15 protein-coding genes are annotated in these 16,300 nt (G+C 63.1%); 6 read left to right on the forward strand and 9 right to left on the reverse strand.

What is annotated here, in order from left to right; translation table 11 throughout:
- The first annotated feature begins 13 nt into the window (after positions 1-13).
- The 3 genes from ftsY (at position 14) to QM996_RS16415 (ending at position 3,126) form a co-directional block, all read left to right on the forward strand.
- Positions 14-1,795 carry a signal recognition particle-docking protein FtsY gene (gene ftsY, locus QM996_RS16405; protein WP_500268359.1) on the forward strand — a complete coding sequence of 594 codons (1,782 nt, stop codon included), beginning with the start codon at positions 14-16 and terminating at the stop codon, positions 1,793-1,795.
- A 108-nt stretch (positions 1,796-1,903) separates the two neighbouring features.
- On the forward strand, positions 1,904-2,536 hold the full coding sequence (locus tag QM996_RS16410; RefSeq protein ID WP_500270337.1) for an inner membrane-spanning protein YciB: 633 nt from the start codon (positions 1,904-1,906) through the stop codon (positions 2,534-2,536).
- A complete protein-coding gene (locus tag QM996_RS16415) occupies positions 2,533-3,126 on the forward strand; it encodes a DUF2585 domain-containing protein (RefSeq protein ID WP_500268360.1) in 594 nt (197 codons plus the stop codon). The genes QM996_RS16410 and QM996_RS16415 overlap by 4 nt, the downstream gene beginning before the upstream one ends.
- A gap of 256 nt (positions 3,127-3,382) precedes the next feature.
- On the opposite strand, the gene QM996_RS16420 is transcribed toward QM996_RS16415, so the two are convergent.
- From QM996_RS16420 to ccmA, 5 genes are all read right to left on the reverse strand, one after another.
- Positions 3,383-3,991: a thioredoxin domain-containing protein gene (locus QM996_RS16420; RefSeq protein ID WP_500268361.1), complete on the reverse strand. Its 609-nt coding sequence runs from the start codon at positions 3,989-3,991 to the stop codon at positions 3,383-3,385.
- A complete protein-coding gene (ccmD, locus tag QM996_RS16425; protein ID WP_500268362.1) occupies positions 3,988-4,164 on the reverse strand; it encodes a heme exporter protein CcmD in 177 nt (58 codons plus the stop codon). Before ccmD ends, QM996_RS16420 begins: the two co-directional genes overlap by 4 nt.
- Positions 4,161-4,931: a heme ABC transporter permease gene (locus tag QM996_RS16430; protein WP_223725860.1), complete on the reverse strand. Its 771-nt coding sequence runs from the start codon at positions 4,929-4,931 to the stop codon at positions 4,161-4,163. The genes ccmD and QM996_RS16430 overlap by 4 nt, the downstream gene beginning before the upstream one ends.
- A 164-nt stretch (positions 4,932-5,095) precedes the next feature.
- Positions 5,096-5,755, reverse strand: coding sequence for a heme exporter protein CcmB (gene ccmB, locus QM996_RS16435; protein ID WP_500268363.1), 660 nt, complete (start codon positions 5,753-5,755; stop codon positions 5,096-5,098).
- 51 nt (positions 5,756-5,806) lie between these two features.
- Positions 5,807-6,457 (reverse strand): heme ABC exporter ATP-binding protein CcmA, encoded by a 651-nt coding sequence (gene ccmA / locus QM996_RS16440; protein ID WP_500268364.1) that lies wholly within the window; start codon positions 6,455-6,457, stop codon positions 5,807-5,809.
- A 269-nt stretch (positions 6,458-6,726) separates the two neighbouring features.
- Between ccmA and acnA the strand changes: the two genes are divergently transcribed.
- The 3 genes from acnA (at position 6,727) to QM996_RS16455 (ending at position 11,119) form a co-directional block, all read left to right on the forward strand.
- Complete coding sequence (acnA, locus tag QM996_RS16445) at positions 6,727-9,417, forward strand: aconitate hydratase (protein WP_500268365.1); 2,691 nt, start codon at positions 6,727-6,729, stop codon at positions 9,415-9,417.
- Positions 9,418-9,630: 213 nt separating this feature from the next.
- Complete coding sequence (locus tag QM996_RS16450; RefSeq protein ID WP_500268366.1) at positions 9,631-10,404, forward strand: DUF1223 domain-containing protein; 774 nt, start codon at positions 9,631-9,633, stop codon at positions 10,402-10,404.
- Between the two features lie 310 nt (positions 10,405-10,714).
- Positions 10,715-11,119: a DUF2794 domain-containing protein gene (locus QM996_RS16455; protein ID WP_065374081.1), complete on the forward strand. Its 405-nt coding sequence runs from the start codon at positions 10,715-10,717 to the stop codon at positions 11,117-11,119.
- A 222-nt stretch (positions 11,120-11,341) separates the two neighbouring features.
- Here the strand turns inward: QM996_RS16455 and QM996_RS16460 are convergent, their stop codons facing one another.
- The 4 genes from QM996_RS16460 to QM996_RS16475 all read right to left on the reverse strand — a co-directional run bounded on the left by QM996_RS16460 (position 11,342) and on the right by QM996_RS16475 (position 16,257).
- Positions 11,342-11,899 carry a GNAT family N-acetyltransferase gene (locus tag QM996_RS16460; protein ID WP_429815219.1) on the reverse strand — a complete coding sequence of 186 codons (558 nt, stop codon included), beginning with the start codon at positions 11,897-11,899 and terminating at the stop codon, positions 11,342-11,344.
- 121 nt (positions 11,900-12,020) lie between these two features.
- Positions 12,021-12,758 (reverse strand): Bax inhibitor-1/YccA family protein, encoded by a 738-nt coding sequence (locus QM996_RS16465; protein ID WP_429814683.1) that lies wholly within the window; start codon positions 12,756-12,758, stop codon positions 12,021-12,023.
- Between the two features lie 224 nt (positions 12,759-12,982).
- The gene (locus QM996_RS16470) at positions 12,983-15,535 is read right to left on the reverse strand and encodes an ABC transporter permease (RefSeq protein ID WP_500268367.1); all 2,553 of its coding nucleotides are present in this window, start codon (positions 15,533-15,535) and stop codon (positions 12,983-12,985) included.
- Positions 15,532-16,257 (reverse strand): ABC transporter ATP-binding protein, encoded by a 726-nt coding sequence (locus QM996_RS16475; RefSeq protein WP_500268368.1) that lies wholly within the window; start codon positions 16,255-16,257, stop codon positions 15,532-15,534. Before QM996_RS16475 ends, QM996_RS16470 begins: the two co-directional genes overlap by 4 nt.
- Between the last annotated feature and the right edge of the window lie 43 nt (positions 16,258-16,300).

A 16,300-nucleotide genomic window follows, 5' to 3' on the forward strand; every position in this document is an offset into this window, starting at 1 on the left:
GCGGAATTCCTGAATGGCAATGGGTTTCATCAAGAGGATCTTCACCTTCGGCAAGGGCGCCGTCGAGGAAACGAAGCCGCCGGAAGGTGTGCCTGACGAGACGATTGTCTCTTCGCCCGAGGTGGAGCGGCAACCCGAGCCAAGTGCTGAGGCAGTCGAGCCGTCCGCCCCTGTCGCCGAGGCAGAGATCGTCGAGGAAAGCCCCGAAGCCGCCTTCGAGCCGCCTGTCGACATCGAGACGCTGCCTCTCTCCGAGGACGATCCGGTGCTCGAAGCCGAGATCGAAACCGCGGGTGGACCGGCTTCGGATGACGCCGAGGAACTGGCGCGCGACGAGATTGAAACCGCGATCGTCGAAGATGCTGCAATACCCCCCTCTGTCCCTTCGGGACATCTCCCCCACAAGGGGGGAGAACAGATGGAGACCGCGTCGACCTCCGACGACGTGCCTGCAGCCATCGAAGTTGCGGAAACGATCTCTACCGAGAAGCCAGCCGAATCCAAAGAGACCATTGCAGCCTCCGACGAGGCCGAAACCGCCGAGAGCACCGCGGAAGCCGTGTCACCTGCGGACGATGTCGAATCCGAAGCGAGCGACATCACGACAACCGAAACGCTCGAGCGTGACACCGAAAGCGAGCCCAGCACAATCTCCCCCCCTGTGGGGGAGATGCCCGGCAGGGCAGAGGGGGGTGAAGCCGCAGCCCTCCGCGAAAGCTCAGAGACTGCAGAGAACACCGCCGCAGAGGCAACGGCCGACGTCTCACAAATCGACGCAGGCGAAGCCGAAGTAGCCGCGGCCCGCGCCCTCCCCAAGGGCTTCTCGGCCGCCGAGCGCAAACCCAGGGAAGAGCCGGCCGCAGCGCCGAAGGAAAAGCTCACCTGGTACCAGCGCCTGCGCCGCGGCCTTGCGCGCACCTCGTCGCAGCTCACCGGCCAGATCGCCAGCCTTTTCACCAAGCGCAAGCTCGACGAAGCGACGCTGCAGGATCTCGAAGACCTGTTGATTCAGGCCGACCTCGGCGTCGAAACGGCGATGCGCATCACCGATACACTCGCCTCCGAACGCTACGGCAAGGACGTCTCCGGCGAGGACGTCTCGCGCATCATGGCCGGCGAGATCACCAAGGTGCTTTCGCCCGTCGCCAAGCCTCTGGAGTTGGATCTCAGCCACAAGCCGCACGTCATTCTGGTGGTCGGCGTCAACGGCACCGGCAAGACCACGACGATCGGCAAGCTCGCCGCCAAGCTTTCGGGCGCAGGCCTCAAGGTCATGCTCGCCGCCGGCGACACCTTCCGTGCCGCGGCGATCGAGCAGCTCAAGATCTGGGCCGAGCGCACCAAGTCCGACATCGTTTCCTCCAAACTCGGCGCCGATGCGGCCGGCCTTGCCTATGAGGCCTTCCAGCAGGCGCGCGAGAAGAAGTCCGACGTCTTGATCATCGATACCGCCGGCCGCCTGCAGAACAAGGCAGAGCTGATGGCCGAACTCGAAAAGATCGTCCGCGTGCTCGGCAAGCTCGATCCGGATGCGCCGCATACCGTGCTGCAGACCCTCGACGCCACCACCGGGCAGAACGCCCTGCAGCAGGTCGAGATTTTCCGCAATGTCGCCGGCGTCAGCGGTCTGATCATGACCAAGCTCGACGGCACCGCGCGCGGCGGCATCCTCGTCGCCATCTCCGCCAAGCACAAGCTGCCGGTCTATTTCATCGGCGTCGGCGAAGGCGTCGACGATCTGGAACCGTTCGAGGCCAAGGATTTTGCGGAGGCGATCGCTGGCGTCGCCGCCTGACGAGGCAGGGCTGCGCCCGTGCGTTTGCGCGAGCCCGTTGCCTTGATATGGTTTTGCCGCAAAGCTGGTGTTAAGAGCAGCAGGCATATGCAGAAACAGGACCCCCAGATGTCGTCGATCGAGGCTACCAAGCCGCAGAAGGAAGTCAGCCCCTTGCTCAAGATGGTGCTGGAGCTTGGACCGCTGATGGTCTTCTTCTTCGCCAATTCGCGCGGCGAATGGCTGGCCGGACATTTTCCGGCGCTGGCCGAGCTCGGCGGTCCGATCTTCATCGCCACCGGCCTGTTCATGGCCGCGACCGCAATCGCGCTCGCCGTCTCCTGGATGCTCACCCGCACGCTGCCGATGATGCCGCTGATCTCCGGCATCGTCGTCTTCGTCTTCGGCGCGCTGACGCTCTGGCTGCAGAACGACACCTTCATCAAGATGAAGCCGACGATCGTCAACACGCTGTTCGGCGCGATCCTGCTCGGTGGTCTCCTGTTCGGCAAGTCGCTGCTCGGCTACGTCTTCCACTCCGCCTTCAAGCTCGACGAACCCGGCTGGCGCAAACTCACGCTGCGCTGGGGTGTGTTCTTCCTGTTCCTGGCCGTGCTCAACGAGGTGGTCTGGCGCTCGTTTTCGACCGATTTCTGGGTCGCCTTCAAGGTCTGGGGCACGATGCCGATCACCATTCTGTTCACGCTCGCCCAGATGCCATTGATCATGAAGCACTCGCTTGACCAGGAGAACGCCGAGTGAGCGCCGCTCTCGAGGAGAATGACAGCCGCAACCGTCGCGCACTCCTCTGGCTGGCCGCCTGTTTCGCGGTCCTCATCATCCAGGTCATAACCCAGCATCTGATGGGACGTCTCTGGATCTGCGAGTGCGGCTACGTCAAACTCTTCGAGCCCGTGGTAAAATCCAGCGGCAACTCGCAGCACATCGCCGACTGGTACACGCCGTCCCACATCATCCACGGCTTCCTGTTCTACGGTCTCGGCCATCTGCTGTTGCGCGGCAAGCCGCTGTCGGCAAAGCTTTTCTTGGCGACGGTGATCGAATCCGCCTGGGAGATTGCCGAAAACACCCCAATGGTGATCAACCGCTATCGCTCAGCAACAATCTCGCTCGACTATTTCGGCGACAGCGTCCTCAATTCCACCATGGACACGCTGGCCATGGTCGCCGGCTTCCTGTTCGCCGCCCGTATGCCCATCTGGCTGACGGTGACGGTCGCCATCGTCTTCGAGATCTTCACCGGCTGGCTGATCCGCGACAATCTCACGCTCAACGTGCTGATGCTGGCCTGGCCGCTCGACGCCGTCAGGGAATGGCAGGCGGGGATTTAGGCGGACTTCGGTCGCCGTCGTAGCCCCTCATCCGGCCTGCCGGCCACCTTCTCCCCGCAGGCGGGGCGAAGGAGACTCGCCGCACCCGATTGCCCTAAGCCATTGGCATTGGATTGTCAGCAGCCTCCACCATCGCGCTTCCTCCTCTGTAGAGTAGCGGTGGAAGGAGGCGGCCCCTCCAAGTCCCTTCGCCCCGCATGCGGGGAGAAGGTCGCGGCAGCGGGATGAGGCTAATCTGTCGACAGCGCGCCGACGCTCACGAACCCGCAGCAGCCTTCTCGATTGCCGGCAGCAGCCCGGTCTTCACGCTGTTCTCGTCGAAAGGTCCGACACGCTTGTAGAGGATCGTACCATCAGGCCCGACGAGGTAGGATTCCGGGATGCCGTAGACGCCCCAGTCGATCGCCGCTTTGCCGCGCGGATCGACGCCGATTGCGGCGAAGGGATTGCCGAGCTCGCCGAGAAAACGCAGGGCGTTTTCGTTCTGGTCCTTGTAGTTGATGCCGACGACGGTGAGCCGCGGATCCTTCGCCAGCTCCCGAATGAAAGGGTGCTCCTGACGGCACGGCACGCACCAGGAGGCCCAGACATTGACGAGCGTCAGCTTGCCCTTGATCGCCGCATCGGTCAGCGCCGGCATCGGCTGGCCGTCGCGGGTCGCCCCTTCCAGCGCCGGCAGGTCGAGCTTCGGCGCCTTCGTGCCGATCAGTGCCGACGGGATCTCGCTAACATCCTTGCCGGAATTGAGCTGGCTCCAGAAGATCGCCGCAAGCCCGGCGAAGATGATGAGCGGCAGTGCCGCGAGCACGAAACGCAAGGGGCCGGGTTTGCGCTCTTCGCCGCCTGGCGCAGGGGTGCTGGTCATCGTGTCTCTCCCGATGCCGTTTCGGCCGAGCGCCGGCGAATACCCGAGGCTTCGAGTTCGGCGAGTTCACGTCGACGCGCGCGCCCATCGAGCACGACCCAGGCAATCAGGCCGAGGACGGTCAGCGTCGCTATTCCATAGCTCGTAAAGACGTAAGCGGCGTGGCTCATCATTTCGTGCGGGCTCCCCTGCCGGCGCTGCGCGCCGCCAGACGGCGCAGCGCCGTGACGCGCCGGCGCAGGATTTCGTTGCGCATGGCGGCGATGTGCAGCGTGAAGAAGAGAAGCGTGAAGGCGATTGCCATCACGATCAGCGGCCACAGGAACTCCGGATCGATCGTCGGCCCGTCGAGCCGCATGACGCTTGCCGGCTGATGCAGCGTGTTCCACCATTCGACCGAGAACTTGATGATCGGGATGTTGACGAAGCCGACCAGCACGAGCACCGCGGAAACCTTGGAGGAGCGCGCCGGATCATCGATCGCACGGTTGAGCGCCATCAGTCCCAGATACATCAGGAACAGCACGAAGACCGAAGTGAGCCGCGCGTCCCACACCCACCAGGTGCCCCACATCGGCTTGCCCCAGAGCGAGCCCGTCACGAGCGCCAGGAAGGTGAAACAGGCACCGATCGGCGCTGCCGCACGCGAGGAGACGTCGGCGAGCGGATGGCGCCAGACGAGCGTGCCGAGGGCTGCCAAGGCCATCACCGAATAACACATCATCGACAACCAGGCGGCGGGCACGTGCACATACATGATGCGCACCGTCTCGCCCTGCTGGTAGTCGCCCTCGGTGGTGAAGGAAAGCCAGAGGCCGGCGACGAAGAACAACGCCGTCAGGCCGGCAAGCCAAGGCAGCAGACGGTCGGCCAACGCCAGGAACCGTGTCGGGTTGGCGAGGTCACTGAATTTGCGGATGGCCAGGCTGTTTTCGCTCATGATGGCTCTTTAACGCTTAAGCCCCTCTGCTGCAATTGATCCCCGTCAATCGACCGATCACGATCCGTTGGCGCCGCCAATCATAAACGTGATCGATCTGAATGACTTAGCGCCGGCTGCGACGGAAAACCGCAAACAGTTTCAGCCGATCTGTCCTGATTGCGTCAATCGGACGCGTGCCGAAGTGCTGCGGCGGCGGCAACCGGTCCGATGACGGCAAAGAACAGGGTGATCGCCGCGAGGATCATCAAGGGCGGCAGGAACGGCGCCGGATCCTCGATTGCCGCATAGACGGCGCTCACGCCGAAGATCAGCACGGGAATAGCAAGCGGCAGCACCAGGATCGAAACGAGCAGCCCGCCGCGCGGCAGCGACACGGCGACGGCCGCGCCGACCGCACCGATGAAGGTGATCGCCGGCGTGCCGATCAAGAGCGTCAGCATGGTGGCGCCGATCGCAATCTCGCTCATGTTCATGAAGAGGCCGAGCAAAGGCGAAGCGATCACCAGCGGCAGCCCGGTCGCCGCCCAATGGGCCGCGCATTTGACGAAGACGGTGAAGAGCAGCGGCGCCTCCTGCATCAGCATCAGGTCGAGCGAGCCGTCGTCGCGCTCCGCCTGGAACAGGCGGTCGAGGCCAAGCAGCGAGGCAAGCAGCGCGCCGATCCAGAGGATCGCCGGGCCGATGCGCGAAAGCAGGTTCAGATCCGGGCCGACGCCGAAGGGAATGACCGCCACCACGGTCATGAAGAAGAGCACGCCGATCATCGCGCCACCGCCGGCACGGATCGACAGCTTCAGATCGCGGAAGAAGAGCGCCATCATGCCACCAGTCTCGCGGCAGCGAGCGCGGACAGGCTTCCTTGCATCACGCCCCTACGCGTCATGCCAGAGCCCTCCCGCCAGATGCTCGAAGCCCTTCATGTGCAATTCCTTTGTTTGATCGAGCCCGAGCGGCTGGTGCGTCGCTGCGACCACGATGCCGCCCTTGCCAAGATGCGCCTTCACCAGATCCGCAAACAACCGGTCGGCGCCGGCGTCGAGGGCGGCGGTCGGCTCGTCGAGAATCCAGATCGGACGGTAGGCGACGAGCAGCTTCGCCATCGCCATGCGGCGCTGCTGACCGGCCGAGAGATAGCCGAAAGGCAGGTGTGCTATGTCAGGCAGACCGACCGCCTCGACGGCCTCGTCGAGAGCGACGCCATGACCTCCAAGCGAATCGCCCATGAAACGCTGCCAAAAGGAAAGATTTTCTGCGACCGTCAGTTCGCGCTTCATCGCGTTGCGGTGACCGAGATAGTGGCTGACCTCTGCGGGATTGGCTATTTCCGGGGGGCCATTCTCAAGTTTCAAGTGCCCGCGTTCGGGCCTCAGCAAACCTGCCAGAACCCGGAGCAAAGTGGACTTGCCCGAGCCGTTCGGACCCGTCACGACAAGGGCTTCGCCGGTATCAAGCGCAAAGGAAATATCGTTAAAAATCAGATCCTCGCCGCGCTTCGCACTCAAACCTTCAGCCAGCAGGCGCATGAATATCTGTCTTCCCTTCGCGCGTCTTCCGCAGAGCAAAAAAAGTTCCAATTGAACCTTCGTTGCTCTGGCACGTTTTGGAGAAATTATCTATAAGGCGGCCAACACGCCAGCGGTCGGCGTGAATTTCATCCTAGCGCCGAACATGGAATGAATTTCCACGTACGGACAGCGGAAATGGCCGCACCCGCATCCCAATTTGCGCTTCACAGGCGCTCGGGCGTTCGTACGTCAGTTTTTGGCGATCAGACGGAACGGGGTATTATCCAGTGTCCAAATCCCTAGACAGCTTCAATTGTCGCTCCACGCTCACCGTCAACGGTGTGGACTACGTCTATTACAGCCTGCCCAAGGCTGAGGCGAACGGTCTCGCCGGCGTATCCAGGCTCCCCTACTCGATGAAGGTTCTGCTCGAGAACCTGTTGCGCAACGAAGACGGCCGTTCCGTCACCAAGAAGGACATCGAGAACGTTGCCGCCTGGCTCAACGACAAGGGCACGGCTGAAAACGAAATCGCCTATCGTCCGGCCCGCGTGCTGATGCAGGACTTCACCGGCGTTCCCGCCGTCGTCGACCTCGCTGCCATGCGCGACGCCATGGTCTCGCTCGGCGGCGACCCGGAGAAGATCAACCCGCTCGTTCCCGTCGACCTCGTCATCGACCACTCGGTCATCGTCGACGAATTCGGCACGGCGACCGCCTTTGCCCGCAACGTCGAACTCGAATACCAGCGCAACGGCGAGCGCTACCGCTTCCTGAAGTGGGGCCAGCAGGCGTTCAAGAACTTCCGCGTCGTTCCGCCCGGCACCGGCATCTGTCACCAGGTCAATCTGGAGTATCTAGGCCAGACCGTCTGGACCCGTGAAGAAGACGGCGAAATCACCGCCTACCCGGATACCTGCGTCGGCACCGACAGCCACACCACCATGATCAACGGTCTCGGCGTTCTCGGCTGGGGCGTCGGCGGCATCGAAGCGGAAGCCGCAATGCTCGGCCAGCCGGTCTCCATGCTGCTGCCGGAAGTCATCGGCTTCAAGCTGACCGGCAAGCTGAAAGAGGGCGTCACCGCAACCGACCTCGTACTCATGGTCGTTCAGATGCTGCGCAAGAAGGGCGTGGTTTCGAAGTTCGTCGAATTCTTCGGCCCGGGCCTCGACAACATGACGCTCGCCGACCGTGCGACCATCGGCAACATGGGTCCGGAATACGGCGCGACCTGCGGCTTCTTCCCGGTCGACAGCGAAACCATCAACTACCTCACCATGTCCGGCCGTGAAGAACAGCGCATCGCGCTGGTCGAAGCCTACTCCAAGGCGCAAGGCATGTGGCGCGAAGGCGACGGCGCCGATCTCGTCTTCACCGACACGCTCGAACTCGACCTCGGCGACGTCGTTCCGTCGATGGCCGGCCCGAAGCGTCCGGAAGGCCGCATCGCGCTCGAAAGCATCGCCTCCGGTTTCGCCACCGCGCTCGAAAACGACTACAAGAAGCCCGGCCAGCTTTCGAACCGCTATGCCGTTGAAGGCACGGATTACGACCTAGGCCATGGCGACGTCGCGATCGCCGCGATCACCTCGTGCACCAACACCTCCAACCCGTCGGTGCTGATCGCGGCCGGCCTGCTCGCCCGCAACGCGGTCGCCAAGGGCCTGAAGTCCAAGCCCTGGGTCAAGACCTCGCTCGCACCGGGATCGCAGGTCGTCGGCGAATACCTCGCCAAGTCGGGCCTGCAGAAGGACCTCGACGCGCTCGGCTTCAACCTCGTCGGCTTCGGCTGCACCACCTGCATCGGCAACTCCGGTCCGCTGCCGGGTCCGATCTCGAAGACGATCAACGACAAGGGCCTGATCGCCGCCGGCGTTCTCTCGGGCAACCGCAACTTCGAAGGCCGTATCTCTCCTGACGTTCAGGCGAACTACCTCGCTTCGCCGCCACTCGTCGTCGCCTACGCCCTCGCGGGCTCCGTGCAGAAGGACCTGACCAAGGAGCCGATCGGCGAGGACAAGGACGGCAAGCCGGTCTTCCTCAAGGACATCTGGCCGACCTCGAAGGAAATCCAGGAGTTCATCTTCAAGTACGTCACCCGCGAACTCTACGCGACGAAGTACGCGGACGTCTTCAAGGGCGACGAAAACTGGCAGGCCGTTCAGGTTCCGGCCGGACAGACCTACGCATGGGACGAGGGATCGACCTATGTGCAGAACCCGCCGTACTTCGTCGGCATGGGCAAGGCCGGCTCGGGCATCTCCGACATCAAGGGCGCTCGCGTTCTCGGTCTCTTCGGCGACAAGATCACCACCGACCACATCTCCCCGGCCGGTTCGATCAAGGCCGCTTCGCCGGCTGGCTCCTACCTCATCGGTCATGGTGTCGGCGTTGCCGACTTCAACCAGTACGGTACGCGCCGCGGCAACCATGAGGTGATGATGCGCGGCACATTTGCCAACATCCGCATCCGCAACCACATGCTCGGCCCGAATGGCAAGGAAGGTGGCTACACCATCCACTATCCGTCGAAGGAAGAGATGTCGATCTACGACGCGGCCATGCAGTACAAGGAAGAGGGCGTTCCGCTCGTCATCTTCGCCGGCGTCGAATACGGCAATGGTTCGTCGCGTGACTGGGCCGCGAAGGGCACCAACCTGCTGGGCGTCAAGGCCGTCATCGCGCAGTCGTTCGAGCGTATCCACCGCTCGAACCTCGTCGGCATGGGCGTCATCCCCTTCGTCTTCGAAGAGGGCACGACCTGGGAATCGCTGGGCCTCAAGGGCGATGAAGTCGTCACCATCGACAACCTCGCCAAGGTCCAGCCGCGCGAGAAGCGCGTTGCCAAGATCACCTATGGCGACGGCAGCGTGAAGGAAGTTCCGCTGATCTGCCGCATCGATACCCTGGACGAAGTGACCTACGTCAACAACGGCGGCATCCTGCAGACCGTTCTGCGCGACCTGGCCGCCTGATCGGCCGCGATCGACATGCCGTGAAACATTGGAGCCGGGACGCCGAAAGGCGCCCCGGCTCTTTCTTCTCAGGCCGCCAAATGCCGGGGCGCCCGCTAAAGGTGGCACTCACCCGCGACCTCACTCCAACGTGACTTTCCGTTGATGCCTGGCCGGCGTATGTAATTAACTCCCCCACAAGGAGTAGGCCGACGGCCCCAACGAAGTGACGCCATGACATCCGCAGACCGTTCTTTCATTCGCCCTTTTGCACTGGCTTTCGGGCTGTTCACAGCCGCTGGTGCACCGGCCGGGGCACAGGACGGACAGGTGATCAAAGGCGTCGTTGAACTGTTCACCAGCCAGGGCTGTTCTTCGTGCCCGCCGGCGGATGCGGCGCTGAAGACGCTGGTCGACGACGGTGACGTCGTGGCGCTCGCCTATCACGTCGACTACTGGAACTATCTCGGCTGGGCCGACACGCTCGCCTCCAAGGAAAATACCGAGCGGCAATACGCCTATGCCCGCATGCTGGGTCGCAACGGCGTCTATACGCCCCAGGCCATTCTGAATGGACGCGACCATCTCAACGGCGGCAACCTTCAGGCGATCAAGGCCCGGCTGGAAACGATGAAAGCCGATGGCAAGGGGCTTGCCGTACCCGTCGATGCGAAGATCCAGGGCGAAGAGATCCAGATCAACATCGGTAGCGGCATCGGCAAGGCGAACGTCGTGGTCGTCTATTTCGACCGTGCGAAGGTCGTGAAGATGGAGAAAGGGGAGAACCGCGGCAAGGAAATCCCCTACTGGCATGCCGTGCGCGACATTCAGACCATCGGCATGTGGGATGGAAAACCGGCAAGCTTCACCCTTCCCGCAACGGTCCTGACCGAGCGCCCCGGCAATAGTGGCTGTGCGGTTCTCTTGCAGTCGATGAAGGACAAGGAGACGCCGGGCGCGATCGTCGGCGCAGCCGCCGTGCTCGCCGGCCCCCAGGGCAAACTCTAGGGCGAAGCGCGAGGGGGTGGTTCGGCCCGGCAGCATCGAGGGGCTGGGGCTGAGGGTTCGAAGTTACCGGACCGAACCGGCCATGGCTGCGTTCGGTGAACTCCCGCAGCATGACGACCTGACCGGACATACGGTGGCAACGACTCTGTCCGTCAGCGCCCGCGAGTTTTGCGGTGAATTGGGGCGGCGATTTGACTGAAATGGGGCAGAGGCAAGAAATGCCCTCATCGTCCAACGGCTTCCGGCTTGCTTTTCGGCTCACGTCAGGCACACTGTTATCGTTCTGTCACAACAGAAGGCCGGATTGCCGATGACCGATGAGCCGGATTTGCCGCAAGGCGAGGCGCGCCATCAGCGCGAGACCACTTCTGAAGTGGTTGTCGATCTTCACGAATACAAGAACGCCAAGAACCCTCCCCCCATCACTTTCCATCGCCGCGAGTTGGACCAGATCCTCTGGGTCTATGGTCGCATGGTCGGCGAGGGTGAGTGGCGGGACTACGCCATCGATCACCTGAAGGACCGAGCGGTCTTCTCGGTGTTCAAGCGATCGGGGGAGATGCCGCTCTACCGGATCGAGAAGAACCCGAAGCTGTCGACGAAACAGGGCGCCTATAGCGTGCTGAACATTCACGGCACGATCCTGAAACGCGGCCATGAGCTCGCCCAAGTGCTCAAGGTGTTCGACAAGGTCCTGAAGCTGGTGGAAACCTGAGGCATGCCGCGCAAATGTGCGCAGCGGTTTTGCGCGGCATGCGAATATCAAGATCCTGAAGCGCAAGGAGCGATCTGAAAGATCGCGATGCGCTTAAAGACCCGATCTGCAGCAGCAGCCCGGTGCGATGCACTGTGGTTTCTGCCGGCGCATGGCTTTCGCCTGAACGCAAGGCTGACTGCAATCAGCGCACGCCGGGCCTGCCGTTTGGCCTGTGGGCAATCAGCTCTGATAGAGCGTGTCTGGATAGACGTCTTCCGGTGGATCGCTCGCCTGTCCCTCGCCGAGCGCAAGCTGCATGATCGCCGTATCGAGCCAGCGGCCGTGCTTGAAGCCGGTCGCCTTCATCGTACCCTGAAGTTCGAAGCCGAGGGACCGGTGCACCGCGATCGAGGCGGGATGAGCGCCGCCGATCACCGCGACCATCTGCCGAAAGCCGAGTTCCGTGCAGCGACGGATCAGTTCGGCGAGCAACGCCCTGCCGGCGCCCTTGCCGCGCGCTTCCGGCGCCAGATAGATCGAATCCTCGACCAGGAAGCGATAGGCCGTGCGCGTCCGGAACGCGGACGCATAGGCATAGCCGACGATCGATCCGCTGCCGTTACATGCGACCATATAGGGGTAACCGTTGCCGACAATCGTCTCGAAGCGGCTTCGCATCTCCGCCTCCGAAGGGGGCACGATCTCATAGGTGGCGACACCATTCAGAACGGATTCGCGGTAGATTCCGGTGATGACGGGAAGGTCGGCCAAGGTGGCGTCACGCAAACTCAGGGACATGGCGATAGACTGCATCTTGAGGTTTCGTCGTCCTTCACTCCCACGGAGCGGGGACGCGATCAACATATGTGGGCAACAAAAAAGGCGGCCGAAGCCGCCTTTTCCGTCATTCGTTTCGTGCTTAGTTGTTCCGGTTGCCCAGGAACTGCAGCAGGAACATGAACAGGTTGATGAAGTCGAGGTAGAGCGTCAGCGCGCCCATGATCGCCTTGCGGCCGGCAACGGTGCTGTCGTCGGCTTCGTAGTACATTTCCTTGATCTTCTGCGTGTCATAGGCGGTAAGGCCAGCGAAGATCAGCACGCCGATCACGGAGATCGCAAAGCCGAGGGCCGACGAAACAAGGAAGATGTTGACGATCGACGCGATGATCAGGCCGAAGAGTCCCATGATCAGGAACGTGCCGAAGCCCGACAGGTCCTTCTTGGTCGTGTAGCCGTAAAGCGACAGGGCGCCGAACGAGGCGGCCGTGACGAAGAACGTCTGCACGATGCTCTGGCCGGTGAAGACCAGGAAGATCGACGACAGCGACAGGCCCATCAGGGCGGCGTAGATCCAGAACGTCGTCTGAGCTGCGGAGACGCTCATCGAATTGATGCGGAAGCTCATGAAGAAGACCATCGCCAGCGGCGCCAGCATCACGACCCACCGCAGGGGCGAACCGTAGATGAGTTGGGCGAATGCCGGATTGGAGACGGCAAGCGCATAGGTTCCGTAAGCTGCCACGCCGGTGATCGCCAGCCCAAGGGCCATCAGGTTGTAGACCTTCAGCATGTAAGCACGAAGGCCTTCATCGATCACGGCACCCGCCTGAGCGCCGGCGGGCGACATTCGGGTTTGGTAGTTTCTCAGATCAGCCATTGTTTCCTCATTTAAGCTCCGGTGGAAGTTACGGTGTCGGGCGGCGAAAGGTCTCGCTTTGGAAGGCTGGCTTCCACGCCCAGGCGCCGCTGCGGAGCTCCAGCATGCCTGTGGATAAATATGATGCCGAAACCCGTTGCGTACAAGACCCGAAGCCCCTGGATTCGAACGCATCCGACCGTTTCCGGCAAGCGCGACGGGGATTTACGGTTAACTGCACGTCCTCAGAGCTCGCGCAGAACCGGCGCCGCCTTCTGCCCGAGAATGCGCCACGTACCGACAAGACCGATGCCAACGGTCATCACCAGGGCCCCGGCGACGGTCAGGATGGCGACATCCGGCAGGAAGCTTGACGGCAGCGTCATGATGCGGCTGACGACGAACCACGCAGCAACACCGCCGGCAAATAGGGCAAAAACCGCGGTTGCAAGGCCGAGAATGGCATATTCGTAGCTGAAAGCCCGGATGAGGGTCGCGCGTGTCGCGCCCAGCGTTTTCAGGACGACCGCATCATGCACACGCGCCCGGTTGCCGGCGGCAAGCGCACCGGCAAGCACCAGGACGGACGCGACGAGCGCCACCGCGGCCGCAGCCCGGATCGCCGTTGCCAACTGTCCGAGCAGCCCGTTCACGATGTCGAGAGCATCCTTCACACGCACGCTGGTGATCGTCGGATAGGCGTTGGTGACGGCTTTCAGCACCGCAGCTTCTTCTTCCGGTGTCGCTTCCGGATCGATGACCGTTGCCAGCCACGCATGCGGCGCACCGGCAAAGGTATTCGGTGAAAACACCATGACGAAGTTGATCGAAAGCGATTCCCACTCGACATTGCGGAAATTGGCGATCTTGGCGGTGATGTTGCGGCCGAGCACGTTGACGGTCACGGTGTCGCCGATCTTCAGGCCGAGTTCGCCGGCCTCTTCCGCCGAGAAGGAGACCAGGGGCTCGCCGCTATAGTCGGCCGGCCACCATGTGCCCTCGGACAGCGTGGAGTTCTCGGGCTTGTTCTTGGCATAGGTGATGCCGCGGTCACCGCGCAGTACCCATTGGCCGCCGGGCGGCACGTTGCGACTGTTCACGTCCTCGCCGTTGAAGGCGATGATGCGGCCGCGCAGCATCGGCACCTCGATGACCTTGCCCTTCGGGATCGTCCGCTTCAGCACCGAGCGGAAGCCTTCGATCTCATTGCCCTGGATATCGACGAAGAAGAAGTTCGGCGCCCGCTCCGCCATGTTGCCGGTGAGTTCGCGGCGCAGATTGCCGTCGATCAGCGCCAGCGTCACGAGCAGCGCCAGCCCGAGACCGAGCGACAACACGACGGAAGGCGTGAGCGCACCGGGGCGGTGAATGTTGCCGATCGCCAGACGCAGGGCCGGCGAGTTGACCCGCGGGCTGCGGCGCGCAAGCCAGGCGATCAGCAGCGCGACGACGCGCAGGACAATGAAGGCGAAGGCGATCGCGCCGAGGAACACCAGCGAAATATAGCGGTCATAGGCCGTCCAGATCGCGAGCGCCGCAAGCGCGGCAAGACAGGCGACGGCGCCCAGCAGATAGGGCCATGCCGGAATGCCTGAAGGGTCGAAACCCTGCTGGCGGAAGAGCGCGGTTGCCGGAATGGCCCGCGCCCGCCCGAGCGGCAGGATGGCGAAGGTCAGCGCCGTCAGCACGCCGAAGAGCGCGGCAAGACCGAGAGCGCCCGGATAGAGATGAAACTCGGTCGAGATCGGCAGCAGGTCGGCGAGGAACTGCGCTGCAATGAAGGGGATCAGCATGCCGAGGACCAGGCCGATCACGATGCCGATCAGGGCGATCATCAGGATCTGTGCCAGATAGATCATCGCCACCAGCAAGGCAGGCGCGCCCAGGCATTTGAAGGTCGCAATGACGCTGCGCTTCTGATCGAGATAGGCGCGCACCGCGTTGGCAACGCCGACGCCGCCGACGATCAGCGCCGTCAGGCCGACGAGGGTCAGGAACTGCGAGAAGCGGGTGATGTTCGCCGTCAGTGACGGCGCGGCGTTGGCGCTGGTGCGGATCGACCAGCCGGCCGCCGGAAAGCGCTTCTCGGCATCGGCACGAATGGCCGGAAGCTGCGCCGGATCGGCGACCTTCACCTTGTAGCTATGCTCGACAAGGCTTCCCGTCTGCACCAGGCCAGCAGCCGTAAGCGCTTCGGCCGAGATCATCAGGCGCGGTGCAAAGCCGAAGCCGTCGGACAAGGCGTCCGGCTCGCGTAGGATCGTGCCGGCGATCCGGATTTTGGCGTTGCCGAGAAGGATTTCATCGCCGACCTGCACGCCCAGGCGGTCGAGCAGCAGCGGTGCCACGACGGCGCCAAAGGTTTCGCCATCACGCGCCAACAGTTCATGCAGCGGACGGTTCGGCTCGCTTTCCAGTGCGCCGTAGAGCGGATAGGCGGCATCGACCGCCTTCAGTTCGACCAGCGCCTGGTTGGAACCGTCGGGCAGCCGTGCCATCGAGCGCAGGCCGGCGGAAACCGCAACAGTGCCGAGCGTGTCGAGATAGGCCCGCTCGTCGGTCGTCGCCACGCGGTTGTTGAGCTCGAAGCGGATGTCGCCGGCGAGCAGTTCCTGCCCCTGCGTGGCGATCGTCGCGGTGATCGATTGCGACAGCGAATTGACGCCGGCAATGGCCGCGGTGCCGAGCGCGATGCAGGCGAGGAATATGTAGAAACCTCGAAGCCCGCCGCGCATTTCGCGCAGCGCCAGGCGAAGGGCAAGCAGCGGCCGCAGCCGAACCGATGACACGCCGTTCATACCGAGGCCGCCTCTTGGTGCGGCGTCACCACCAACGGCTCCGCCTCGCCGCCGGCGACGATTTCGCCGGAGCGGACGCGGACCTGCCGCGCACAGCGTGCGGCAAGCGCCGCATCATGCGTCACGAGAACGAGTGTCATGCCGCGGTCACGCTGTTCGGCGAAAAGCAGATCTGCGATCTGGCGTCCGGTCTCGGCGTCGAGGTTGCCGGTCGGCTCGTCGGCGATCAGCAGTTTCGGCGAAGGCGCCAAGGCGCGAGCGATCGCCACGCGCTGCTGCTCGCCGCCGGAAAGCTGGCCGGGATAGTGGCTGAGCCGCTCGCCGAGGCCGACGGCGACGAGTTCCTTGCGCGCGATCTCGAAGGCGCCCGGGACATTGGCGAGTTCGAGCGGCACCGCGACGTTTTCGAGCGCGGTCATGTTGGGGATGAGGTGGAAGGACTGGAAGACGATGCCGATGTTGCGCCCGCGGAAGTCCGCCACCCGGTCCTCGTCGAGCCGGTGCAGCGGCGTGCCGTCGATGACGATCTCGCCGCTATCCAGCCGCTCGAGCCCGGCAAGCACCATCAACAGGGTCGACTTTCCCGAACCCGACGGACCGACGATGCCGACGGACTGGCCGGCATTGATCGTGAGGTTCATGCCCTTCAGCACATGCACCGAGGCTGCCGCCTCCCCGAGGGTCAGATCCGCGTTTTTGAGTTCGATGATGGTGCTGGCCAAGGGAAACAACCCTATATGAACGAAATGGGGAACAGAAACGGCA

Source organism: Sinorhizobium chiapasense, from assembly GCF_045277575.1.
Taxonomy (GTDB): domain Bacteria; phylum Pseudomonadota; class Alphaproteobacteria; order Rhizobiales; family Rhizobiaceae; genus Ensifer; species Ensifer chiapasense_A.